General features: G+C 62.2%; 19 protein-coding genes. 15 read left to right on the top strand and 4 right to left on the bottom strand.

All coding sequences use genetic code 11. The features are described 5' to 3' along the window. Nucleotides 1-319: 319 nt before the first annotated feature. From dnaK to BJ985_RS07210, 4 genes are all read left to right on the top strand, one after another. Nucleotides 320-2,170, top strand: coding sequence for a molecular chaperone DnaK (gene dnaK / locus BJ985_RS07225; RefSeq protein WP_150851079.1), 1,851 nt, complete (start codon nucleotides 320-322; stop codon nucleotides 2,168-2,170). Next, a complete protein-coding gene (gene grpE, locus BJ985_RS07220) occupies nucleotides 2,170-2,877 on the top strand; it encodes a nucleotide exchange factor GrpE (protein WP_179387051.1) in 708 nt (235 codons plus the stop codon). The genes dnaK and grpE overlap by 1 nt, the downstream gene beginning before the upstream one ends. A 97-nt stretch (nucleotides 2,878-2,974) precedes the next feature. Beyond that, a complete protein-coding gene (gene dnaJ / locus BJ985_RS07215) occupies nucleotides 2,975-4,180 on the top strand; it encodes a molecular chaperone DnaJ (RefSeq protein ID WP_179387050.1) in 1,206 nt (401 codons plus the stop codon). A gap of 20 nt (nucleotides 4,181-4,200) precedes the next feature. Continuing rightward, on the top strand, nucleotides 4,201-4,650 hold the full coding sequence (locus tag BJ985_RS07210) for a heat shock protein transcriptional repressor HspR (RefSeq protein ID WP_179387049.1): 450 nt from the start codon (nucleotides 4,201-4,203) through the stop codon (nucleotides 4,648-4,650). Nucleotides 4,651-4,835: 185 nt separating this feature from the next. On the opposite strand, the gene BJ985_RS07205 is transcribed toward BJ985_RS07210, so the two are convergent. Continuing rightward, nucleotides 4,836-6,002: an alpha/beta hydrolase gene (locus BJ985_RS07205; RefSeq protein ID WP_179387048.1), complete on the bottom strand. Its 1,167-nt coding sequence runs from the start codon at nucleotides 6,000-6,002 to the stop codon at nucleotides 4,836-4,838. Continuing rightward, on the bottom strand, nucleotides 5,999-6,262 hold the full coding sequence (locus tag BJ985_RS07200) for a hypothetical protein (protein ID WP_179387047.1): 264 nt from the start codon (nucleotides 6,260-6,262) through the stop codon (nucleotides 5,999-6,001). Before BJ985_RS07200 ends, BJ985_RS07205 begins: the two co-directional genes overlap by 4 nt. 91 nt (nucleotides 6,263-6,353) lie before the next feature. On the opposite strand from BJ985_RS07200, the gene BJ985_RS07195 reads away from it, so the two are divergent. After that, nucleotides 6,354-7,169, top strand: coding sequence for a carbon-nitrogen hydrolase family protein (locus BJ985_RS07195; protein ID WP_179387046.1), 816 nt, complete (start codon nucleotides 6,354-6,356; stop codon nucleotides 7,167-7,169). On the opposite strand, the gene BJ985_RS07190 is transcribed toward BJ985_RS07195, so the two are convergent. Next, nucleotides 7,166-8,338 carry a 2-polyprenylphenol hydroxylase gene (locus BJ985_RS07190; RefSeq protein WP_179387045.1) on the bottom strand — a complete coding sequence of 391 codons (1,173 nt, stop codon included), beginning with the start codon at nucleotides 8,336-8,338 and terminating at the stop codon, nucleotides 7,166-7,168. The two genes, BJ985_RS07195 and BJ985_RS07190, sit on opposite strands and share 4 nt — an antisense overlap. Before the next feature lie 179 nt (nucleotides 8,339-8,517). Between BJ985_RS07190 and BJ985_RS07185 the strand changes: the two genes are divergently transcribed. The 9 genes from BJ985_RS07185 to fbaA all read left to right on the top strand — a co-directional run bounded on the left by BJ985_RS07185 (nucleotide 8,518) and on the right by fbaA (nucleotide 20,449). Next, nucleotides 8,518-9,891: a sodium/glutamate symporter gene (locus BJ985_RS07185; protein WP_179387044.1), complete on the top strand. Its 1,374-nt coding sequence runs from the start codon at nucleotides 8,518-8,520 to the stop codon at nucleotides 9,889-9,891. Nucleotides 9,892-10,175: 284 nt separating this feature from the next. Next, nucleotides 10,176-11,558: a TetR/AcrR family transcriptional regulator gene (locus BJ985_RS07180; protein ID WP_236587120.1), complete on the top strand. Its 1,383-nt coding sequence runs from the start codon at nucleotides 10,176-10,178 to the stop codon at nucleotides 11,556-11,558. 133 nt (nucleotides 11,559-11,691) lie between these two features. Then, nucleotides 11,692-14,247: an ATP-dependent chaperone ClpB gene (gene clpB / locus BJ985_RS07175; protein WP_179387042.1), complete on the top strand. Its 2,556-nt coding sequence runs from the start codon at nucleotides 11,692-11,694 to the stop codon at nucleotides 14,245-14,247. 56 nt (nucleotides 14,248-14,303) lie between these two features. After that, nucleotides 14,304-15,161 carry a sulfurtransferase gene (locus BJ985_RS07170; protein WP_005329334.1) on the top strand — a complete coding sequence of 286 codons (858 nt, stop codon included), beginning with the start codon at nucleotides 14,304-14,306 and terminating at the stop codon, nucleotides 15,159-15,161. Nucleotides 15,162-15,256: 95 nt separating this feature from the next. Further along, nucleotides 15,257-16,708: a TtfA family protein gene (locus BJ985_RS07165; RefSeq protein WP_236587119.1), complete on the top strand. Its 1,452-nt coding sequence runs from the start codon at nucleotides 15,257-15,259 to the stop codon at nucleotides 16,706-16,708. Nucleotides 16,709-16,763: 55 nt separating this feature from the next. Next, on the top strand, nucleotides 16,764-17,354 hold the full coding sequence (pyrE, locus tag BJ985_RS07160) for an orotate phosphoribosyltransferase (protein ID WP_005325539.1): 591 nt from the start codon (nucleotides 16,764-16,766) through the stop codon (nucleotides 17,352-17,354). Next, on the top strand, nucleotides 17,341-18,024 hold the full coding sequence (locus BJ985_RS07155) for a TrmH family RNA methyltransferase (protein WP_179387041.1): 684 nt from the start codon (nucleotides 17,341-17,343) through the stop codon (nucleotides 18,022-18,024). The genes pyrE and BJ985_RS07155 overlap by 14 nt, the downstream gene beginning before the upstream one ends. Nucleotides 18,025-18,078: 54 nt before the next feature. Beyond that, nucleotides 18,079-19,269 (top strand): glycoside hydrolase family 76 protein, encoded by a 1,191-nt coding sequence (locus tag BJ985_RS07150; protein ID WP_179387040.1) that lies wholly within the window; start codon nucleotides 18,079-18,081, stop codon nucleotides 19,267-19,269. 145 nt (nucleotides 19,270-19,414) lie between these two features. Further along, nucleotides 19,415-20,449, top strand: coding sequence for a class II fructose-bisphosphate aldolase (gene fbaA, locus BJ985_RS07145; protein ID WP_005329326.1), 1,035 nt, complete (start codon nucleotides 19,415-19,417; stop codon nucleotides 20,447-20,449). Between the two features lie 149 nt (nucleotides 20,450-20,598). Here the strand turns inward: fbaA and BJ985_RS07140 are convergent, their stop codons facing one another. Continuing rightward, nucleotides 20,599-21,708 (bottom strand): HNH endonuclease signature motif containing protein, encoded by a 1,110-nt coding sequence (locus BJ985_RS07140; protein WP_179387039.1) that lies wholly within the window; start codon nucleotides 21,706-21,708, stop codon nucleotides 20,599-20,601. A 165-nt stretch (nucleotides 21,709-21,873) separates the two neighbouring features. On the opposite strand from BJ985_RS07140, the gene BJ985_RS07135 reads away from it, so the two are divergent. After that, a complete protein-coding gene (locus tag BJ985_RS07135) occupies nucleotides 21,874-23,073 on the top strand; it encodes an FUSC family protein (RefSeq protein ID WP_179387038.1) in 1,200 nt (399 codons plus the stop codon). Nucleotides 23,074-23,091: the final 18 nt, after the last annotated feature.

Genomic DNA, 23,091 nt, shown 5'->3' with positions numbered 1-23,091 from the left:
TTTTGGATCCTCTTAGGGTTATTTAAGGGGCTCCGTTTGGGTGTGGGGCAGTGTCGGGTGAAGGGGTGATTGTGTGGAAGGCGGGGAGTGAGCGTCGACAAGAGTGGCGCTGAGCTGGGTAAAGGAAAGTTTTAAAAGAAAAGTTGAGTGGCGGGGAATAACTTTTGTAGGCTGTCCGTTGTAAGGATTGAGTGACACGGGCTCAAGGTTGTGTGACCGGGTGTCGAAGTTCTGTTACAGTAGCGCTCGGACGCAACGAGAAGTTGAGTCACTGACAATCAACTTTATTAATTACCCCAAGATAAAAGGAGAAGAAATCATGGGACGCGCAGTAGGTATTGACCTTGGTACGACGAACTCTGTCGTTTCCGTACTGGAAGGTGGCGAGTCCACCGTTATCGCAAACTCTGAGGGCTCCCGCACTACGCCTTCCGTCGTTGCTTTTGCGAAGAACGGCGAAATCTTGGTCGGCCAGTCCGCTAAGAACCAGGCGGTAACCAATGTTGACCGCACCATTCGCTCCGTCAAGCGCCACATCGGCACCGACTGGAAGATCAACATTGACGATAAGGACTACACCTCCCAGGAGATCTCCGCGCGCACGCTGATGAAGCTGAAGCGCGACGCAGAGGCATACCTTGGCGAGGATGTTACTGACGCCGTTATTACCGTTCCTGCATACTTCGAGGACGCACAGCGCCAGGCCACCAAGGAAGCTGGCCAGATTGCAGGCCTGAACGTGCTGCGTATCGTTAACGAGCCAACCGCAGCTGCTTTGGCTTACGGCCTGGAAAAGGGCGAGCAGGAGCAGACCATCCTGGTATTCGACCTGGGCGGCGGCACCTTCGACGTCTCCTTGCTGGAAATCGGCGATGGTGTCGTCGAGGTTATGGCAACCGCCGGCGATAACGAGCTGGGTGGCGATGACTGGGATCAGCGCATCGTCGACTGGCTGGTAGACCGCTTCAAGACCTCCCAGGGTGTTGACCTGACCAAGGATAAGCGCGCCGTACAGCGTCTGCGCGAGGCTGCAGAGAAGGCAAAGATTGAGCTGTCCTCCTCCCAGCAGGCCAACATTAACCTGCCGTACATCACCGTCGACTCCGACAAGAACCCGCTGTTCTTGGATGAGACCCTGACCCGCACCGAGTTCCAGAAGATCACCCAGGATCTGCTGGACCGTACCAAGGCTCCGTTCAACCAGGTCATCAAGGACGCTGACCTTTCCGTCGGCGATATCGACCACGTTGTTCTCGTTGGCGGTTCCACCCGTATGCCGGCCGTATCCGACCTGGTTAAGGAATTGACCGGCAAGGATGCCAACAAGGGCGTTAACCCGGACGAGGTTGTTGCAGTCGGCGCTGCCCTGCAGGCAGGCGTGCTGCGCGGCGAGGTTAAGGACGTGCTGCTTCTCGACGTCACCCCGCTGTCCCTCGGCATTGAGACCAAGGGTGGCGTGATGACCAAGCTCATCGAGCGCAATACCACCATCCCGACCAAGAAGTCCGAGACCTTCACCACCGCGGAAGACAACCAGCCTTCCGTACAGATCCAGGTCTTCCAGGGCGAGCGCGAGATGGCTACCGCTAATAAGCTGCTCGGCTCCTTCGAGCTCGGCGGCATTGCTCCGGCACCGCGCGGTGTTCCGCAGATTGAGGTCACCTTCGATATCGATGCCAACGGCATCGTCCACGTGACTGCAAAGGACAAGGGTACCGGCAAGGAAAACACCATCAAGATTCAGGATGGTTCCGGCCTGTCCCAGGAAGAAATCGACCGCATGGTCAAGGATGCTGAGCAGCACGCCGAAGAGGATAAGAAGCGCCGCGAGGAGCAGGAGCTGCGCAATAACGCAGAGTCCACCTCCTACCAGACCCGCAAGTTCTTGGATGACAACGCTGACAAGGTATCCGAGGACGTTAAGACCAAGGTCACCGAGGCTGCTGACGCCGTTGATGAGGCTCTGAAGGGCGATGACCTCGAGGCCATCAAGTCCGCAGTGGAGAAGCTGTCCACCGAATCCCAGGAGATGGGCAAGCAGATCTACGAGGCACAGGCTGCTGAGGCCGGTGCTGAGGGCACTGCCGATGCTGGTGCTGCGCAGGGTGACCCGAACGTTGTCGACGCTGAGGTCGTTGACGAGGACGAGAACAAGGATGGCAACAAGTAATGACTCAGGACAGCGGAATGCCGCACAACCCAGGCGACCCGGAAAACACGGATCCGGAGGCTACCTCGGCTGACCGCGCTGAGGCTGCTGCCGAACAGGCTGAGGAGGCCCAGGCTGCGCAGGAAGCACAGGCTGACGCCACCGAAGAAGCCGAGCTGGATCCCACCCTCGATGCTGACCTCGAAGAAGCGCTGGCGGATGTCAACGCTGATGAGGTAGAAGCCGAAGCAGCGGGCGAAGAGCCCGTAGGCACCGGCGCCAGCGATGTGGAAGCACAGTTGGCAGAACGCACGGAAGACCTGCAGCGTCTGAATGCGGAATACACCAACTACCGCCGCCGCACCGAGCGCGACCGCCAGGCCGTAATCGAGACCGCCAAGGCCAAGGTCATCGCAGATATGCTGCCTGTCCTTGATGACCTGGAACTGGCTCGTGAACACGGCGACTTGGAAGGCCCGCTCAAGGCGTTTGCGGATAAGTTCTACAGCACGCTGGAAAAGCACGACCTCGCTGCCTTTGGTGTGGAAGGCGATGCCTTCGACCCTGAGGTCCACGAGGCCGTGCAGGACTTGTCCTCCGGCGATGAGCAGGTGCTTGGCACTGTGCTGCGCAAGGGCTACCGCGTAGGCGACAGGCTCGTGCGCAATGCCATGGTCATCATCGCGGACCCCAGCGATGAGTCCGGCAGCTCGGAAGAATCCGAGTAAATAACATAAAGGGCGCCCTGGGAATTGACTAGTGACCTTCCCGCGGCGCCCTTTTACTTAACTTGTATCGATTCTCTTTGAAAGGAGGAGATGCCCAGTGAGCGCTAAACCCGAATGGGCAGACAAAGATTACTATGCGGATCTGGGGGTCTCCTCGTCCGCAGACCAGAACGAGATTAAGCGTGCTTACCGCAAGCTAGCACGCGAAAATCACCCCGATACCCACCCGGACGACCCCGCGGCAGCGGAAAGGTTCAAAAAGGTTGCGGAAGCCTACGACGTGCTTTCCGACGCCACCGAGCGCAAGGAATACGACCAGTTCAAGGCCATGCTCCGCAATGGAGGCGGCTTTGGACGGATGGGAGGCGCCGGATTTCCCGGCGGGTTTCGATCCACGCGCATGGGTGGACAAGGTGCGCAAGAATTCGACCTCTCGGACCTCTTCGGAGGATCCGCTGGAGGATCGGCTCAAGGCGGCGGTGTTGGGGATATCTTCGGTAGCGTTTTCAACCGCGGCGGTAGTGCTGGCCACTCAGCTAAACCGTCGCGGGGGGCCGACGTCGAAACGGAAATAACCCTCGACTTCCGCGAGGCCGCTAAGGGAACCACCATTCCCCTGGCACTCAGCGGCAATGCGCCGTGCACCACGTGCCACGGCTCGGGCTCCGCTTCCGGCAAGACCTCTACCTGTGGCACCTGCAGTGGTACCGGTTTTACCTCGGAAAACCGCGGCGCCTTCGGTTTCTCTGCCCCATGCAAGGACTGCGATGGCACCGGCCGCCGCATCACGGATCCGTGCAAGGATTGCCACGGCACCGGTACGGTTCACCGCACCCGCAATATCACCGTGCGCATCCCCGCCGGCGTCATCGATGGGCAAAAGGTCCGCCTCGCCGGTCAGGGCGAAGCAGGTCCCAACGGCACCCCGGCCGGTGACCTCTTCGTAGCGGTGACTGTAAAGCCGGACAAGGTCTTTACTCGCGAGGGCGATGACCTCCATGTCACCGTTCCGGTTTCCTTCACCGAGCTGGCCTTGGGCGATACCATCGCGGTTCCTACCTTGGATAACCCGGTGCGCGTGAAGATCCCCGCTGGAACGCCGGATGGACGAACGTTGAGGGTGCGCGGAAGGGGCATCGCCAAGCGCGGTGGCAACTCCGGTGATCTGCTGGTTACCGTGCAGGTCACCGTGCCCACCAAGCTCGATGCCGCCGCCTCCAGCGCCCTGCGTACCTATGCTCAAGCGGAAAAGGACTCCGGTTTCAACCCGCGTGCGGGTTGGGCCGGCGCCGAGAATGCTTAAGGCAGGAGGTGTGTTAAAAAATGAGCACTGGAAAGGCAGAAGATTCCGGCACCGCGGTCTACGTCATCTCCGTAGCTGCGGAACTCTCCGGAATGCATGCCCAAACCCTGCGCACCTATGACCGCATGGGCTTGGTCTCCCCGGCCCGCACTCGCGGCGGTGGCCGCCGCTACTCCGACCGGGATATCGAGCTGCTGCGCAAGATTCAGGCGCTGTCCCAAGACGATGGCGTCAACCTTGCCGGCATCAAGTCCATCATCGAGTTGACCGAGGAACGCGATCGACTCGAGGCCGAGCGCGACGCTTTAGCTGACGAGGTCCGGGCCCTGCGCGAGCAGGCCGCTGGACGCCGCCCGCAGCGCAGTGGTGAGCTTGTCCATGTCCCACGGTCCACCTCCGTGGTGATGTGGAGCCCACGCACCGCGCGTGAGCGCAAGCGCGCCCGCGGCCGTGGATACGGCCAGGACTAAATCTCAATCTGCAGACGAGTTAAACCCAACCCCGCAGCCAGCTTTCCCGCTGGCTGCGGGGTTTTCTTCGGCCTTGGCGTGAGAACCACTTGATGATGCTGGGCCACTATCAGGAGACTAAGAATATGTTGGTCTCCTATTCGGACCAGCCGGCCGGTTTGTTCTAAAAGGCCTTACCCCTCGGACTAGTTCGCGCGTGCCACGTGGCCTAGGCCACGCAAGAACCAGGGGTCCTCCCAATAGGAGCCATGATCGCCAGGGAGACCATCCGCACCGGGAAGGGGAGTGGCGCCAAAGGTATCAATGGTGGGATCGGGGCCATGGATGCCGGCGTGAGGCCCCGTCGTAATAGCGATGGGGTCGTTGGCGTTTGTGGCTGCCCAGATGCGGCCGTGCAGTTCTGAGGCGTGGCCAGCGCCGGTGCCGGGGCTACCGACGAGCACTACGTCATTAGCAATCTTTTCTTGCTTTGCGGCGTGCCCGGTGACGACAGAACCATAGGAATATCCCACTACGGTGCGCTTGGCCTGTGGATAGCGTGCACCAAGCGAGCGCTGAAACCGGGCGAGTTCTTGACTGGCAGTTCGCGCGGGAGTGGCGTGAACCGCACGGGACAGGGAGGAGGGCGCCTGGTAGCCCAACCACACCACCGCGGGCCCGCCGCTGGCCTTAGCAAGATTGCGGCCGCGGTCCACCGCGCGCTGCCAGGTTTCTGGATCGGAGGAGTGAACCCCTTCTACGAAGGTGGTAAGTGATGCCGGCGTAGTCCGGAAGCCGCCAGGGTCCACCATGGCTACGAGCCGCCCGTCGCTAGTTTCTAGCACTCGCATATCTGGGTTCTGCGCGGCTAGCTGAGATACGTGCTCGCTGGCGTGGGCAAGATTAATCTCGTGGACGGTATCCACTGGAAGATCGGAGAAGTCTTCCAAGCGCACGGGTGGGGCCACCCCGCTAGGCGTACACAGGGCATCGATTTCTTGGGAGCAGAGCCAGTCGAGGGAATCGCCCAGCGCCCGCACCTGATTCAACAAGAGCCCTGCGGCGCTGGCCGCGGCGCCATTGCGTTCATCCACTTGTCCTAGAAATGCGATGATGCGGTCCTCGAGTTCCTCGCGGCGGGCCTGCAGGTTGGCGTGGAGTTCAAGGGTGGTGGCAACCTGCTCCATCTGGTGCAGCGGTTGTGCGAGCCAGTCGGTGTAGCTGGCCAAACTGGTGCGCGCGGCCTCGCCGGCGGGCCCACCCAGTGATAGGTCGCGCCAATCCTGGTGCGCATCTATAAGGCGAAAGCGCAGTTCAGCGTGTTCGCTGTGCAACGTACTGGCACTGTTTTTTAAAGCCACGGATAGGGTCATCGTGCATCTCCTAATGTATGGCCCAGGTGAGAATCCATCCCGGCAGCAGTGTGGAGGAAGGCGTCGACGGAACGCAATTGCTCGGCCGTGGCATCCTCCGTTGCAGCCACGGTGCTGGACCAGGTGGCACGGGCTCGCTCTAGTGCGGCCGCGGTGCGACAGGCAGTATCGAGCGCGGCCGTCGGCGGTGGCAGCGGAGGACGCGATATGAGGGAGCGGACGTAATCGGGCAGGTGCGTGGGAATTTCTACATAACTCATGCCCTTAAGCCTGAAGGACCACACAACGCCGCGCTAGGGGTAAAGGCACAGCCTGTGGATAACTCCGCCCTGCTTCATTATTTTGGGAGGCATGAAGGTAGCAGCAGTGCAGTTAACGTCCACCGGAAATATCACCGAAAACCAGGAACTGGCGCTTGCCAAGATCCGGGAGGCGGCCGGAAACGGCGCGCGGTTAATCGTGCTACCGGAGGCCACGGCGCAGAATTTCCGCTCTGGGCGCCTTGATGAGCAGGCGCAGACGCTCGAAGGCCCGTTCGCCACGGCGATCCAAACGCTCGCAGAGGAGCTCGAGGTTACCGTCGTGGCCGGCATGTTTTGCCCAGCCGATACCGTGGAGCGCGAGGGCAAGACCATTAATCGCGTGACCAATACGGCGCTCATTGCAGGCCCTGGCGTGCTGGGTGGCTACGACAAGATCCACACCTATGATGCCTTTGACTACCGCGAATCGGATACGGTCTTCGCCGGCGAATCGCTCGTGGCCTTCGACGTGGATGACCTTATTGTGGGCGTAGCCACCTGCTATGACATCCGTTTCCCGGAGCAGTTTAAGGAGCTGGCCAGCCAGGGCGCGCAGCTCATTGTAGTGCCCACGAGCTGGGCGGACGGCCCCGGAAAGCTGGAGCAGTGGCGCCTGCTCACGGCCGCGCGTGCCTTGGATTCCACCAGCTATATCCTCGCGGCCGGCCAATCGCGCCCGGGTGGTGACGCTGAGGCGGGCAATCCTTCCGGACCAACGGGCATTGGCCATTCCACCATCGTTGATCCGAATGGCGTGCGCATGGCCGAGGCCGACTACGAAGATGACATCCTCTATGCCGACATCGATCCGAATGAGGTAGCGAAAACCCGCCGCGCCCTGCCGGTTGTGGCCACTGCGGACTAGGTCAGCGCCGCGTAGTCTTCCGGCTGCCAGCGCCCGTCGCGGCCCCAGCTAAGGACGTCGATCTGCTGCTTGCCGACGCCCCTTTGAACCAACCTTTCCGCGCCTTCCATAACCTCTTCAGCCGGCCCGACGAGTAGGAAGCGCGGGGGAGTGCCTGTGGATAACTCCACCTCGTTGACTACTACATCGGTCGGTTCCCCGGAGACTACGTAGTCAGCGCCGGCGGCTAATTCGCGGGCATTGAGCAACCACGGGTCTTTTTCTTCCCGCACGATGCGGCGCACTGGGACGCCGAGGGCTGCCAGGTTCTGCTGGAAGTAGGTGTCATAGTGGGCGCCGGGGCTGCCCGCCACGGCAAAGAGGCGCGGTACTCGGCTGCGGTCTTTATCGTCAAGCGCGGCGAGCACCGCGCAGCGAGCCGTGGCCCAGCCGGTGCCGTAGGCGATGATGACCAGTTCTCCTGCGTCCGCGTTCTGGAGGCTAATGCCGCCGGCGGGCTGGCCCAAGGTCCACCAATCGCCGGGCTGCGCGTGCGCGAGGGACCGGGAAGCCTCGCCCGCGGTGGAGACATGAAAGACCACTTGGCCGGTTCCGTCGCTCGGCTGCGCAGGGGTGAGCATCCGCCATTGTCCCGGCAAGTACTGCGTGGTCACCGGAAAGTGCTGACCCGGTTGATAGGGCACAGCCAGGCCAGCCTCCACACGGATGATGGAGGTCTCGCGAGTGGGGTGATCCACCGCCACCACTTGCGCCGAGTGCGCCGGTGCTTCGCCGGCGGCATCAGATTCCCCGGCGGCCTCGGCCATCGTCGTGCATACGCGGTGGATGACATCGCGGGCGAAATCGTACTGATACTGCGTCAGTGCCAGGACTCGCAGGCCCGCTATCAGGGCGTGTTCAAAACGAGAATAAATCTCGGCCGGAAACCCATGCCGGCGGTGATCGCGGGCCAGTTGGGTGAGTTTTGCGGAGACGTCGGCAAGCAGGGGCTGTCCCGGCTCCGTATGTTCAATCACCCACGCCAGCGCGGGGACCATAGAGGTATGGGTATCGCGCATAGACAGGGCGAATATCTGCCGGGATTCGGGCACCGCGTTAAAGAAATGCTCGTGCACCGCATCGCGGTACTCGTCTGCGTAATTTCGAAAATGCTCGCCCAATTCCCACATGTCTCATCATCCTAATAGTCGGTGCCGCACCGGAGGTCGAGCTACCTACTGAAAGCTGTAGTGGGGGTGAAAACGGGAGCCTATGTTGTGGATCACTTAGCGGAAGGTATTGTATTCCCTATCCGTCTGCCCTCTAACGGGGGCAAGCCGCCATAATTGCACAGCTAGAAAGGGTCTCCATGGAAGATTTTTCCGCTTATACGCTCATGCTGGATGTGGGCTGGATTTCTTTGCTCATGGTCATCGGTAACGTCCTGCGTCACCAAGTGAAGTTCATCTTCCAGGACCTGTTGCTACCTGCCCCGATTACCGCCGGCCTCATCGGCCTGCTGGTTGGTCCAAACGTGCTGGGTTGGATTAACTTCTCCGATAATTTGGGTGACTACACCTCCATCCTCATCGCGGTGGTCTTTGCGTCTATGGCCTACTCCATGGAAGTAGGCGGCAACATGGGCAAGGGCGCGCGCAATATGTGGGGCTATTCCACCATGATGTTTACCGGCCAGTGGGGCCTGTTCATCGTGTTGGGTCTTTTCCTCTTCGCGCCGCTATTTGATACCCCAAATTGGTTCGGCATGATGCTGCCCGTTGGCTTTACCGGCGGCTTTGGTACCGCCGCGGCTGTGGGTGGCGCGCTCGAAGGCGTGGGCGCCGATGCCGCCTCCTCACTGGGCTTTACCTCCGCGACCGTCGGCACACTGGCGGCAATCATTGGCGGCGTGATCGCCGGCAACTGGGGCATTCGCAAGGGCAAGGTTTCCCACGTGCCTAAGGAGCTGCCGGAAGAGCTGCGCCGCGGCTACATCAAAAACATCGATGAGCGCCCGTCGCTCGGCCGCGCTACCACCAACCCCTCCTCCATTGAGCCGCTCGCGTTGCACTTCGGCTTCATCATCTTGACCGTGATGACCGCCTATGGGATCAACCAGGGCCTGAGCAGCATCTGGGAAAACGTTTCCGTTCCGCTTTTTGCTATGTCCATGGTGGTGGGCCTAATCTTCCGCGCGCTTATGAACTTCGTTGGCGCAGAGGACTACCTGGATAAGGACTCCATTTCCTCCATCTCTGGTGCGGCCACGGACTACCTCATTGCCTTCGGCGTGGCCGCCATTGTCCCGGCCGCTATTGCCTCTTATTGGCAGGCACTTCTCCTGCTCTTCGTCCTGGGCACCATCTTCTGCGTGTTCTTCTTGCTGTGGTTCCCGGCCGAGTTCTTTGGTGAGCGCTGGATTGAGCGCGGCATCTTTGGCTGGGGCTGGGCCACCGCCACCGTGGCGACCGGCATCGCCATCCTCAAGATTGTGGACCCCAAGCTCAAGTCCGGCACGCTGTCCGAATACGGCATGGCCTACATCGGTTTCGGCCCATTCGAAATCTCGTGGACCATCATTGCACCTATGGCTGTGATGTACGGATTCACCGGCGCCTTCGGCGCCATTTCCCTGGCGATTTCCATCGGCGTCTACATTGCCTTCAAATCCATGCGCCTTCTGCCGCCGCGCGGCACCATCTTTCAAGAGGGCATCGGCCATGTAGGACAGAAGCAGGCATAGCCTCGCTTGCCGACGCCCCCTCGTCAACCTTAAAAAAACTATGAGATTGGCCGCATTAAAGTTAAGAAAATAATCCGTCGGTGGGGCGTGATGGGGATGCTAGCGGCCGTGACCTTTGCCTATCGGCCGCACTGCCACCGTTAACATCGGTGAGAAATGGCTTTCTCGAAAAGAACATTCGATTGTGACTATCCCTGTACCTTAAATTTTGTTAGAATCAGCGGGTATCAATCTTTGTCTTGATGAGGAACTAGATGTACCAGTTGGATGGGGCTTCCAGGCGGGTGATCATCCTGGAAGCCGCTGTTTATGTAGCGGGCTGCGAAGGCGAGCAGGCCGTTACTGTGGAATCTGTGGCGGACCAGGCTGGTCTCTCGCCACAGGCGGTGGCTGAGGAATTCGCCACCGGTGCTGACATGCTCGCGGAAATCCCCGCCTTCTTGGATCGTCGCATGTCTGAATACATGGTGGAAGCGGCGCGCCACCTGCCGGAGGATAATTCCGGCGGCGATGTTCTCATGCAGCTGGCAGAGGCTTATTTTGCCTACGCACAAGACGAGCCCGCCATCTATCACTACCTTTTTGAGCAATACGATGCCCTCGATGAGGAGCACGTCTGCCAATTTGCCAAGGGGGAAAAGTCGGGGACTCCGGGTGCGGACATGGGGCTGGACGTCGTCAAGCGTTTTGCCGAAGAGCAAGGAGCCGTCGTTGCCCAAGACGGAGACATCTCGCCCCTAGAAATCGGTCGCATCACCTTGGCGTGTTGGGCCGTCATCCATGGCATGGGCCATCTAAGTGTGGTTGGCATCTTGCGCCTGCAGCACGCCGTTATTCGCGCCGCCAACCTTAAGCAGGTCGATCGCCTTGTAGTCGATGCCCTGCAATATTGGTTTAAAAATAAGCAGATCCCGCACCGTCGTCCTATCATGAACGATGCCCGCGCCATCGTAGAAGGGGTTATGGGCAGCGAGCGTGAAAAGCCCTTCGTGGCTCCGGATAACCTCGAGCAGATGGATCCTGAGGAAGCTAAGCAGGTCATCATCGAGGCCTCCTTGCGCGTTGCCGGCCGCCGCGGTGTAGACCGCCACTTCTTTGATCACGTGGCCGACAAGCTCGGAACTTCTAAAGACTTCCTAGCCGCCATCGTGGACAATGATTTCGCGCTGCGTGAGGCGGCCGAAACCCTCACGACCATGGAGATGGCCCAGGTCTTCGAGGATTGTCTCGCCGCGCTTCCGGAAGACACCCCCACTGTAGACCAACTGCAGATTGTTGCGGCTGCCTATTTTAATTACGCGATGATGTACCCAGAGCGTTTCAGTTCCATTATCGCGCTGGCCAGCGGTTCCATCGTTCCACACAATGGCGATGGCAGCTCCCACGAGGGCATGACCAAGAACTTTGCCATCATGATGGACCTGTTGCGCAAGTTCGTCATCGAAATGGGCATTACCCCTACTGACCAGCTGGTCTATATCAGTACCCTGGCCGTGTGGGCCGGCGCCAACGGCATTGCGCACCTGTGCAGCATTGGCGATTTTAAGAGCTTCAATGAAGATCTCAAGTGGGCGCTTTTTGTCCAGGTAGTGACCGTATCCTTCTTTGCCATTGCGCATAGCTTGCAGATTCTTGGCCACGAAAACGAGGAGTACAAGCAGGTTTAATCGTCCTGTGCAAAGTTGAGCGACCTACACCCAAAAAATATTTAGGTTGAGTGGAATAGGCTCAACTCTGGGTGCGTTGTGCTAAGTGAAGCCCTACAGTGGGTGAATAAAACTTAGAAGGAGCAACGCACACATGAACTCATTTAACCCCACCACTAAAACTCAAGAGGCCTTGCAGGACGCCCTGCAAACCGCCTCCTCTAATGGCAACCCGGATATCCGCCCGGCCCATCTGCTGGCGGCCATTCTTAGCCAAGAAGGTGGCATTGCCGCCCCAGTTCTTAAGGCCACCGGCGTAGACCCGGATACCGTGCTCAAGGAAGCCCGCGAGCTCGTTGATTCTTATCCCAAGGCCGAGGGTGCCAATATGGCCAACCCGCAATTTAACCGCGATGGCCTCAACGTCCTGACTAAATCGCAGGAGTTGGCCGGGGAGCTGGGCGATGAATTCGTCTCCACCGAGGTCCTCCTCGCCGCGATTGCCGGCTCTAAGACCGACGCCGCCGAGCTACTTACCGGCCGTGGTGCTACTTATGACGCCATCAAGGGTGCCTTCCCCTCCGTGCGCGGCGCTGCCAAGGTGACCTCCGAGAACCCAGAGGACCAGTTCCAGGCCCTAGAAAAGTACGCCACGGACCTCACCGCGCGCGCCCGCGAGGGCAAGATCGACCCGGTCATCGGCCGTGATCAAGAAATCCGCCGCGTGGTCCAGGTGCTTAGCCGCCGCACGAAGAATAACCCAGTGCTCATTGGCGAACCCGGCGTGGGCAAAACCGCCATCGTGGAGGGCCTGGCCCGCCGCATCGTGGCTGGCGACGTCCCCGAGTCCCTCAAGGGAAAGACCCTCATCAGCCTGGATTTGGGCTCCATGGTCGCCGGCGCGAAGTACCGCGGCGAATTCGAGGAACGCCTCAAGGCCGTGCTCGATGAGATTAAGTCCTCCGAGGGCGAGATCATCACCTTCATCGATGAGCTGCACACCATCGTCGGCGCCGGCGCAACTGGCGACGGCTCCATGGACGCCGGCAACATGATTAAGCCCATGCTGGCCCGCGGCGAGCTGCGCTTGGTTGGCGCTACCACCTTGGACGAGTACCGCAAGTACATCGAAAAGGACGCCGCCCTCGAGCGCCGCTTCCAGCAGGTCTACGCTGCCGAGCCTTCCGTGGAAGACACCATTGGCATCCTGCGTGGCCTGAAGGAGCGCTACGAGGTCCACCACGGCGTGCGCATCATGGACTCCGCGCTGGTCTCGGCCGCCGAGCTATCCAACCGCTACATCACCAACCGCTTCCTGCCGGATAAGGCCATCGACCTCGTCGATGAAGCAGGCTCCCGCCTGCGCATGGAGATCGACTCCTCGCCGCAGGAGATCGACGAACTCGAGCGCATCGTTCGCCGCATGGAGATCGAAGAGCTGGCGTTGAAGAAGGAATCTGACGCGGCCTCCCAGGATCGCCTGGCCACCCTGCAAGGCGAGCTCGCGGACCAGCGCGAGAAGCTTGGCGAGCTCAAGGCCCGCTGGGCCAACGAGAAGAAGGCCATCGACGATGTCCAAAACATCAAGGAAGAACTCGATGACCTGCGCCGCCAAGCCGAAATTGCCGAGCGTGACGGCGACCTCGCACTGGCCTCTGAGATCAACTACGGCAAGATTCCACCGCTGGAAAAGGATCTCGCGGCCGCGGAGGTCAAGGCCGCCGAGCAGCGCAATACGATGCTCGATGAGGAGGTAAGCCCGGACACCATCGCGGAGGTCGTTTCCGCCTGGACCGGCATCCCGGCCGGCAAGATGTTGCAGGGCGAGACCGAGAAGCTGCTCAACATGGAATCCGTGCTGGGCAACCGCGTGGTCGGCCAGAAGGAAGCCGTCACCGCGGTTTCGGACGCCGTTCGCCGCTCCCGCGCGGGCGTGGCCGACCCCAACCGCCCGACCGGTTCCTTCCTCTTCCTCGGCCCCACCGGTGTGGGCAAGACCGAGCTCGCGAAGGCCTTGGCGGACTTCCTCTTCGACGATGAATCCGCCATGGTGCGCATCGATATGTCCGAGTACGGCGAGAAGCACTCCGTTTCCCGCCTCGTCGGTGCCCCTCCGGGATACGTCGGCCACGAGGCCGGCGGCCAGCTCACCGAGGCCGTGCGCCGCCGCCCTTACACGCTCGTGCTTTTCGACGAGGTAGAAAAGGCCCACCCCGACGTCTTCGACGTCCTCCTGCAGGTCCTGGATGAAGGCCGGCTTACCGACGGCCAAGGACGCACCGTCGACTTCCGCAATACCGTCATCATCCTGACCTCCAACCTGGGCGCCGGCGGCACCCGCGAGGAGACCATGGACGCGGTGAAGAAGGCCTTCAAGCCCGAATTCATCAACCGCCTCGATGATGTGGTCATGTTCGAGCCCCTTTCGGAGGAGCTCCTGCGCGGCATCGTCGACATCCAACTGCGCGGTCTGTCCGAGCGCCTCGACGCCCGCCGCCTGACCCTGCAGGTTTCGGATTCCGCCAAGTCCTGGCTGGCCGAGCGCGGCTACGACCCGGCCTATGGCGCCCGCCCGTTGCGCCGCACCATCCAGCAGGCCATTGGTGACAAGCTCGCCAAGAAGCTACTGGCCGGCGATATTGTCGATGGCGACACCGTTCACGTGGACGTCGCCGATGGCGGCGCCGAACTAGACATCGCCGCCCGCTAGTCGGCCGCGCAGCGCCCGCCGCGCCAAATCCTGCTCATGCCCTTAGACTCGGGGGCATGAGCATTTTGGTCTCCCCGCAAGAACTCCGCGAATCCATTTATCACGGCGAGCGTTTCACCCTCTTGGCCACCCACTGGCAGCCCCAGCTGCGCCAGAGCTACAACGAATTTACCTCCCTGCACATCCCGACGGCGTTGTTTAGCGATACCGCCAATTCCTTCGCCGGCCTGCCCGGCTCCCAGGTAGGCCGCAACCCGCTGCCGGATCCGGATAAGCTGCAGGAACACTTCCGCCAGTGGGGAATCCGCGAGGACCGCCCCGTCGTGGTCTATGACGAAGGCCGTGGCCTCTTCGCCGGCCGCGCCTGGTGGACCTTGCGCTGGGCTGGCTTGGACAACGTCCGCATCCTCGACGGCGGCTTGGCCAATTGGCGCCACCTGGGCTATACCACGCTGACCGGCCCTGGCAACTTCGCCGTCGGTGCCACCGCCGAGGTCAACCCCGGCCAGATGCCCGTGGCTACCATCGATGACGTGCGCAATCACGATGGCCTGCTCATCGATACCCGCACCCGCAACCGCTTCGCCGGCCGCCGCGAGAACCTCGACCTCAAGGCCGGCCACATCCCTGGCGCCGTCAATGTGCCGGAGCGCCTGTTCCACAACGATGGCCTGCGCACCTGGAAGTCTGCGGGCGAAATCCGCGAAGTGCTTTTCGACGCCGGCCTCACCCCCGACAACGTCCAAGGCGCCATCATCTACTCCGGTTCCGGCAACCACTCCGCCCTCGCCCTCGCCGCCATGGAAGACGCCGGCTTCACCGGCCTGCGCCACTATGTCGGCGGCTGGTCCCAGTGGTCCGCCAACCCCCACAACCCGGTGGAGCGCGGCGACCGCCTCACAGTCAACGGCTAACTGCCCCAGCCCGCCCCCTCGCCTTCGCCCTCAGCCTCGCGCGTCCGCGCGCCGAGCGCTGGGGGCTTGCTCGTTCCTACTACTATCGTGGGGTGATGGCTTTTCTAATCCTTGCTCTCGCGGTTCTTCTCGGCATTGCTGGCGGTGCCCTGCTGCTTTACGACGGCAAACAGCGCACCTCCACCCCTACACCCGCCACCGACGCGGACCCCAGCTCCGTGGATCCCGCCCCCGCAGACGCCACTCCAACGAACCCCACACCGACGGATTCTGCATCCTCCAGCGCCGCACCCGAAAACGCTGCCCCGGCCGAGCCTGCCGATTCGGGCTCGAGCGTCGCCCCCAAGCGCGGCCCTGCCGCTGACCCGGCCACCCCAGCTTCAGTTTCCGCGCCCACACCAGAACCCAAGCCGGAACCCACACCCAAGCCCGCGCCCGAGACCCCGCCCCAGCAAGAACCTGAGTCAACCGACGAACCCGAGCCGGCTCCGGAGCGCGAACCGACCCCCGAATCGGAGCACCAGTCGACCCTCGAGACCGCGAGCGAACACTCCGCGCCTTCCAAGCCACACGCACGCCACCGGCCGATCCTGCCAGGAACCATGCGCCGCGAGCGCCGCAATTGGGCGGAAGCCAAGGGATTTGAATTCATGAAGGCCGACCCTTACCTCGTAGACGAATGGACTAGGGGAGTGGCCTCCACGGGAGCGGCTCCCAAAGACATTGTCGCCGGCAATGTGTACGGCCACGAGATGCTGTTGATGGATATCGACGGCGTCAACGTCATGGCCATGCGCACCGGAGCGGCCTCCGACATGGTCGTGGATTTCCGTCGCTTCGACCGGGACGACGCGAAGGCCTCCGAGGACCTGCTGTTGGCGATGACCATCGAGGGTTTCGATGTGTATTCCTCGGATAGCGCCGTGACCGAGCGCATGGTGGATGAGCGCGTCCACGTCGCCCTGCAGCAAATGCCCGAAGCCGTTACCGCACTGTGGATGGAAACGGAGTGGGTCTTGGCGCAGACCACGAAGCAGGCACGCTCCGCAGAATGGGATGCGATGCTGCCACCTCTCGCCCTGCTTGCCGACGCCGCCCGCGTCCTCCCCCCGCGTTCCTCGGCCACCCACGTGGTGCGCCTCGAGGAATTGGACCCAGCCCGCGAGATTCCCGCCCAGCCCATCGTCGAGGTCGTCGGCGGCGCGCCGGCCGCAGGCGCGCCCGAATTCGAGCGACCCGTCATCCAACGGCCGGAAGAGCCGTTGCAGATGCCGTCTCGCGCCTACTCCGAAACCCGCGGCCCGGTCGAGCACAGCGCCCTCGGCGGCGATGAAGTAGACGCGATTGCCGACGGCCGCGAGCGCCCCACCCCCGATTCCCACACCGCCCGCCTGCCGCGCCAGCAGTTCCGCGCCGCCTCCATCTTCGACAGCCCCTCCGCCGACTCCACCACCGACGGCCCCCGCGCGGCCGACCCCAACCCAGTCGACCCCACCCCGGCAAGCGAGTCCGCGGCCGAGGAATCGGACCCGCGCCGGGGAGAGTAGCCTAGAGTCCGATACCGGCGGCCGGCCGCCGCCCACGAACCACGACAAGGAGCAGATGACTGTGGATTCTCACACCACCAACGCCCAGAACGCGCATGCCCAAAACCTGGACGCCGAGAAGAAGGCCCGCCTCGCTGAACTGGTCAAGGAGCTAGCCGTCGTCCACGGCAAGGTGACCCTGTCCTCGGGCAAGGAAGCTGACTACTACGTGGATCTCCGCCGCGCTACCTTGCACCATGAAGCCTCCCGCCTCATCGGTGCCCTGCTGCGCGAGCTGACCGCAGATTGGGATTTCGCGGCCGTCGGTGGCCTGACGCTCGGCGCCGACCCGGTTGCTACCTCGATCATGCATGCCGAAGGCCGCGATATCGACGCCTTCGTCGTGCGCAAAGAAGCCAAGAAGCACGGCATGCAGCGCCGCATCGAGGGCGCCGACGTAGAAGGCAAGAAGGTCCTCGTCGTAGAGGACACCACGACCACCGGAAACTCCCCGCTGACCGCCGTGGCCGCGCTGCGCGAGGCCGGCGCCGAGGTCGTGGGTGTGGCCACCGTTGTGGACCGCGAGACCGGTGCCGGCGACGTCATCGCTGCAGAAGGCCTCGAGTACCGCTCCCTGCTGGGCCTGGGCGACCTTGACCTCGCCTAACGCAGACAGCTCGGCCGACCAGGCCAAGGGGCCGACCGAGTGGAACGAGGGCCGCCATGGCGTAGGCCCCTGGGAAGGTCCGCTGCCGCAAGGGCCGGAGGCCGCGAAATACGATCCTGAGCTGCTTGCCGAAGGAGACCGTCGCAACGTCGTCGACGCCTACCGCTACTGGAGCAGGGAGGCGATCAAAGAGGACATCGATAAGCGCCGGCATAGCCTACACATCGCCATTGAGAACTTTGAAAACGACGCCAATATCGGCACCGTCGTGCGCACCGCCAACGCCTTCGCCGTCGATACCGTGCACATCGTCGGCCGCCGCCGGTGGAATCGCCGCGGGGCAATGGTCACGGATAGGTACCAGCACTTGATGCACCACGAGAGCGTCGAGAAGCTTATTGCGTGGGCGGCCGAGGAAGGCCTTACCGTCGTTGCCATCGATAACACCCCCGGTTGCGTGCCCCTGGAAACGGCCGAGCTACCGGAGCGCAGCCTGCTGCTCTTCGGCCAGGAAGGCCCCGGCGTGACGCAAGCGGCCCAGGATGCCGCGGTGATGACCTGCTCCATCGCCCAATTTGGCTCCACCCGCTCCATCAACGCGGGCGTTGCGGCCGGCATTGCCATGCACGCCTGGATCCGCCAGCACGCCGATCTGGCCAACTCCTGGTAGGAAGATCGTTAAACTAGCTATATCTACCCGTGCGACTGGAGTGATTGAGGAACCGTGGAAGAAAAGTGGGCCCACCGCGCCGAACTCGCAGAGGCCGCCATCAACGAGCGCCACGCGCACTCCGTATGGGGCCTGCCGCGCACCAATCTTGCCGTGGTCAGCTGGCCGCCCACCACGAAGGAAAAGCTCTTTGTCCACTGGCACTACTGGTGGCAGGCCCACTACCTGGACTGCCTCGTTGATGCGGCGCTGCGCAAAAACACCAAGGTGCGCCGCCACCGCATCTATGACACCTTGCGCGGCATTCGCATCCGCAACCTCGCGCAGCTGACCAAGAATAAGTACTACGACGACAAGGCCTGGCTCGCGCTGGCCTTCGGCCGCGTGGAGAAACTGAAGAAGACAAAGACGCCGAAGCGGCTGGCGGCCCTGCAGCGCAATATCCACGAAGGCCTCGATGAAACGCTGGGCGTGCTGCCGTGGCGCCTGGGCGAGAATTTCATGAACGTGCCCTCCAACGGCCCGGGCGCCATCATGCTCGCGCGCATGGGGCGCATTGAGGAAGCACGCCACATCGTTGACTGGATCTACGACCATCTGCTGGATGACGACGGCTACATCATGGACGGCGTGCGCATGCGCATGGACGGCCCTGAGGTGGTAAAAAACATCCACCCCTACTGCCAGGGCGTAGTGCTGGGCGCGTGCCTGGAAATCGTGCTGGCGCTGCGGGAAAAGGCCGGCGTGGGCGATTTGGAACAGATCGACAGCGTGCAGGAGGCCGAGATGGCTTCCGAGATGATGGATTACATCATCCGCATTCGGGGCTTGGTGCAGACCGTGGCCTCGGGCATGGCTACGCCTTCCGGCGTGGTGGACTGGGAGACCGGCGATGGTGACGGTGGCCTGTTTAAAGGCATTTTGATGCGCTATCTTGCCGACGTCGCCGTGCGCCTGCCCGGCGATTCCCCCGCCAACCGTGCGACGAAGAAGCTGGCCGCGCGCATGGTGGTGGCCTCGGCCGAATCGGTGTGGGAACACCGCCTCGAGGTCGACGGCCTGCCGATTTTCGGATCCGACTGGTTGTCCGATGCGCGCCTGCCGCATAACTACGGCTTCGGCCGGCGCACCATGAGTGAGAAGGTCGGCATCATTCGCGTAGATGAGCGCGATTTGTCCGTGCAGCTTTCCGGCTGGATGCTGATGGAGGCTTGCGCCCGCGTCGCGCGAAATATGGCTAAATAGCCCACGCTTGTCGGGGTGGATTGGTCTCGGAAATGACCGGGTTGAAAATGTCACACGGTTTTTGCGGCAGAATTTCCGTGAAACGGGCATACTTGGCTGTTGGAACGTGTTTGACCACAAACCCACTTTTTAAGGATGGAAACTCATGCCAATTGCAACCCCTGAGGTCTATAACGAGATGCTGGACACCGCGAAGAAGAACGGCTTCGCGTTCCCAGCAATCAACTGCACCTCATCTGAGACCATTAACGCAGCTCTGAAGGGCTTTGCTGAGGCCGAGTCCGACGGCATTATCCAGTTCTCCACCGGCGGTGCCGCCTTCGGTTCCGGCCTGGCACTGAAGGACAAGGTCAAGGGTGCTCAGGCACTGGCCGCATTTGCTCACGAGGCCGCCAAGCACTACGGCGTGAATATCGCGCTGCACACCGACCACTGCCAGAAGGAAGTACTCGATGAGTTCGTCCGCCCGCTGCTGGCCATCTCCCAGGAGCGCGTCGACCGCGGCGAGAACCCACTGTTCCAGTCCCACATGTGGGACGGCTCCGCTATCCCCATCGACGAGAACCTAGTCATCGCCCAGGAGCTGCTGGAAAAGGCTAAGAACGCGCACGTCATCCTCGAGGCCGAAATTGGCGTCGTCGGCGGCGAAGAGGACGGCGTCCAGGCCAAGGCGGGCGCTAACCTCTACACCTCCCCTGAGGACTTTGAAAAGACCATCGATGCCCTAGGCACCGGCGAGAAGGGCCGCTACCTGCTGGCCGCTACCTTCGGCAACGTTCACGGCGTCTACAAGCCAGGCAACGTGAAGCTGCGCCCGGAGGTCCTGCTCGAGGGCCAGAAGGTCGCACAGAAGAAGCTCGGCCTGGGTGAGGACGAGTACGCCTTCGACTTCGTCTTCCACGGCGGCTCCGGCTCCGAGAAGGAAAAGATCGAAGAGGCTCTGGGCTACGGCGTCATCAAGATGAACGTGGATACCGATACCCAGTACGCCTTCACCAACCCGATTGCTCGCCACATGATGACGAATTACGATGGCGTCTTCAAGATTGACGGCGAGGTTGGCAACAAGAAGGCCTACGACCCACGCTCCTACCTGAAGAAGGCAGAGCAGAGCATGTCCGAGCGCGTCATCGAGTCTTGCCAGGACCTGCACTCCGTGGGCAAGTCCATCTCCAAGTAATTTGGCCACCATGTTCTAAGTTGAGGCAGTCTCGCATATAGGCATGCCGAATGAGCCGCTTCCCCGCGTGGGAGGCGGCTTTTTCGTACTTTCGGCCGGGGCGGCTCCGGACCGGGTCTGGGCGGCGACTCGGTGAGCGGCCGGCGCAGTTAGGGGTTGCCTGTGGAGCTGGCGCTGGAGCTGGGGCTGGGGTTGGGGTTGTGGTTAGGGGCCGGGTTTGGCGGCCTAGCGGGGCTGGGGACGAAGCGTGGGGTGTTGCTCCACGGTGGTATCCAGGCGACGCGGCCATCGATGCGCACCATGCGGCCGCGTTCCGTGGGCCGGGAGGGGTCATCTTGGTTGACGGCGTTGTGGTGCGCGCACAAGGTGACCAGATTTTCTTGGTTGGTGGGCCCGCCGGCGGACCAGGCGGTGAGGTGGTGGACTTGGGCGTCGTCGGCAGGCGTATTGCAGCCCGGCCACGCGCACACGGGATGCTCGGCCGCGGCGAGCATGCGCTGTTTCCACGTGGCCATGCGCTCGGTGCGGTACAGGTTCACCGGACCGTGCTCCGGGTGGACCAGGCTGACGTAGCCGCGCTGGGCTAAGGCGCGAGCGACGAGCTGCGCACCGGTCATGCGGGCGCCGTTGGTGAGCTGGAGGGTGATATCGGAGGCGTCGGCAGGCGCGGCGACGATGCGGTCGAGCTGGTCCAGCGTGAGGATGACGTTGGTGTGCACGGCCGGCAGCGCGCCGGGGTTGCCCTCGAGGAGGACCTTCTTGGCGGCGGCGAGGGGATCATCTTTGTTGACGGAGGAGAGAACGCCCTTGATATCGGCGATATCCGTGGGATCGGCCGTAATGGAGATGGTGTGGGGTCCGTCGGGGCGGCGGGTATAGCGCACGCCGGGCTCGGGACGACGAGGCGGATTGAGCTGCTTGAGGAGCTTCTTGGCCACGGAGGGGATGAGGCGGGCCTCGGTGCGACAGAGTTCTAGGCGCAGGTCCCAGGCACGGTTGGTATCGCGCACGCGGCGGGTATAGGACTCAATGCTATCGAGTGTGGCGAGGTCGTGAGCGCGGCTGCGGGCGGCGTCGCGCGCGAGGTGCTGCTTGCGGCTATTGGACGTGCGGCCGAAATAGACATGTTGCAGGCGGGCGAGCTGGGCAGCCAGAAGGGGGCTGGCTCCGGCCTCGAGGAGTGAGTCTTCGGAGCAGCCCTGAAATTCGGCGACGAGATCGACGCCGCGGCGGCATAGCAAGAGAAATTCGGTGTTCACATGGCCGAAGCTAAAAGGAGCTCGAGGGCTGAACAAGCGGTGCGCGGGCGGGAAAGGGGAAATTGTGGATAGGTGAGGGAAAAGGGGGCGTCGGCAAGAGCTATCCACAAGCCAGCCGACGGCCGAGATGCGCGGGGCCGGCGGCAATGGTAAGGGCGGTCTTCTATGCTGGAAGTCATGTCGGAAGCGAAGGAAAGAGTCTCAACGCGGCAGAAGCTGCGGGTGATTGACCGCTCGGTGCTCTCGCGGGTCAACCGCATCCGCTCGCGGTTTGTCTACATCATCCAGGCGACCATCGGCGCGGCGCTCGCGTACTGGGTGGCCGGCGATGTGGTGGGGCACCCGCAGCCGTTCTTTGCGCCGATTTCTGCGGTCATCATTCTGGGGATGTCCGGTGGGGACAGGATGAAAAAGGCGCTGGAGATGTCGATTGGCGGCATCATTGGCGTGGCTGTGGGCGACCTGCTCTTCCAGATTGTGGGCCAAGGGCCGTTCCAGATCTTCTTCATTGTGGGCGCGGGCCTGGTGGTGGGCTCGTTTTTGACCAAGTCGCCGCTGGTGACCAACCAGATTGTCTTTGGCGCGATTTTGATTGCGACGATTTTTCCACCCACGGAGGGCCCGGGCGGCCTGCACCGCGCGATCGACGCGATGATTGGCTCGGGCATTGGCTTGATAACCATTGCGTTGATTCCCAATTCCCCGTTGGTGGAGGCGCGGCGCGAGGTGTCGAAGGTGCTTAAGGTTGCCTCGAGCATTCTTGCCGACGTCACTTATGGCATCCGCCACCAAGACCCCGGCGTCATCCGCGACGCGCGCGAGGCGGTGCGCGGTACGCAAGATAGCGTCAATACCCTGCTGAGCGCAGCGCAATCGGGTAGGGAGGCCTCGGAAGTTTCGCCGCTGTTGTGGGCGTCGCGCCGCAGCATTCGCTCGCTGGAGCGCATCCTGTTGCCGGTGGATAACGCGGTCCGCGGCGTGCGCGTGCTTTCCCGCCAGGCGCTGGGCCTGACGGAGGACCGCGACAAGGTTTCGGATGAGCAGGTGGAGTTGCTCGATGAGCTTTCTGAAATCATGCTCGCGATTAGTGAGCTCTACGGCCAGGGCAAGAAGCATGGGCACGATGAGGCGATTGAGATTCCGGACCTGGTGCAGCGCCTGCGCATCGTGGGCGGGCGCGCCGGGCTGGACATCATTGACAGGGAAGGCACGCTATCGGCCTATATGATTCTGGGCCAGACGCGCTCCATCGTGGTGGACATGCTGATGGTGTGCGGGCTCTCGCGCGAATCGGCCGTGGCGCACCTTGTGCCGACCTCGCAGCACCCGGCCTACCCGCCGGAGGTGTGGGGGCGCGAGGACTAACGTCCTCGCGCGGAGGCA

Origin of the sequence: Corynebacterium tuberculostearicum (genome assembly GCF_013408445.1) — a bacterium.
Lineage (GTDB): Bacteria > Actinomycetota > Actinomycetes > Mycobacteriales > Mycobacteriaceae > Corynebacterium > Corynebacterium tuberculostearicum.
Note: the sequence above shows the minus strand (reverse complement) of the source record. Positions and strands in the feature narration are given on the sequence as shown.

Bases quoted from the DNA above. Each gene is read 5' to 3' on its own strand.
- BJ985_RS07205 (WP_179387048.1), bottom strand. From the start codon at position 6,002: ATGACCCTATCCGTGGCTTTAAAAAACAGTGCCAGTACGTTGCACAGC.
- BJ985_RS07170 (WP_005329334.1), top strand. From the start codon at position 14,304: ATGAGCATTTTGGTCTCCCCGCAAGAACTCCGCGAATCCATTTATCAC.
- BJ985_RS07165 (WP_236587119.1), top strand. From the start codon at position 15,257: ATGGCTTTTCTAATCCTTGCTCTCGCGGTTCTTCTCGGCATTGCTGGC.
- BJ985_RS07210 (WP_179387049.1), top strand. From the start codon at position 4,201: ATGAGCACTGGAAAGGCAGAAGATTCCGGCACCGCGGTCTACGTCATC.
- BJ985_RS07195 (WP_179387046.1), top strand. From the start codon at position 6,354: ATGAAGGTAGCAGCAGTGCAGTTAACGTCCACCGGAAATATCACCGAA.
- BJ985_RS07135 (WP_179387038.1), top strand. From the start codon at position 21,874: ATGCTGGAAGTCATGTCGGAAGCGAAGGAAAGAGTCTCAACGCGGCAG.
- pyrE (WP_005325539.1), top strand. From the start codon at position 16,764: ATGACTGTGGATTCTCACACCACCAACGCCCAGAACGCGCATGCCCAA.
- fbaA (WP_005329326.1), top strand. From the start codon at position 19,415: ATGCCAATTGCAACCCCTGAGGTCTATAACGAGATGCTGGACACCGCG.
- BJ985_RS07190 (WP_179387045.1), bottom strand. From the start codon at position 8,338: ATGTGGGAATTGGGCGAGCATTTTCGAAATTACGCAGACGAGTACCGC.
- BJ985_RS07185 (WP_179387044.1), top strand. From the start codon at position 8,518: ATGGAAGATTTTTCCGCTTATACGCTCATGCTGGATGTGGGCTGGATT.
- clpB (WP_179387042.1), top strand. From the start codon at position 11,692: ATGAACTCATTTAACCCCACCACTAAAACTCAAGAGGCCTTGCAGGAC.
- grpE (WP_179387051.1), top strand. From the start codon at position 2,170: ATGACTCAGGACAGCGGAATGCCGCACAACCCAGGCGACCCGGAAAAC.
- BJ985_RS07200 (WP_179387047.1), bottom strand. From the start codon at position 6,262: ATGAGTTATGTAGAAATTCCCACGCACCTGCCCGATTACGTCCGCTCC.
- dnaK (WP_150851079.1), top strand. From the start codon at position 320: ATGGGACGCGCAGTAGGTATTGACCTTGGTACGACGAACTCTGTCGTT.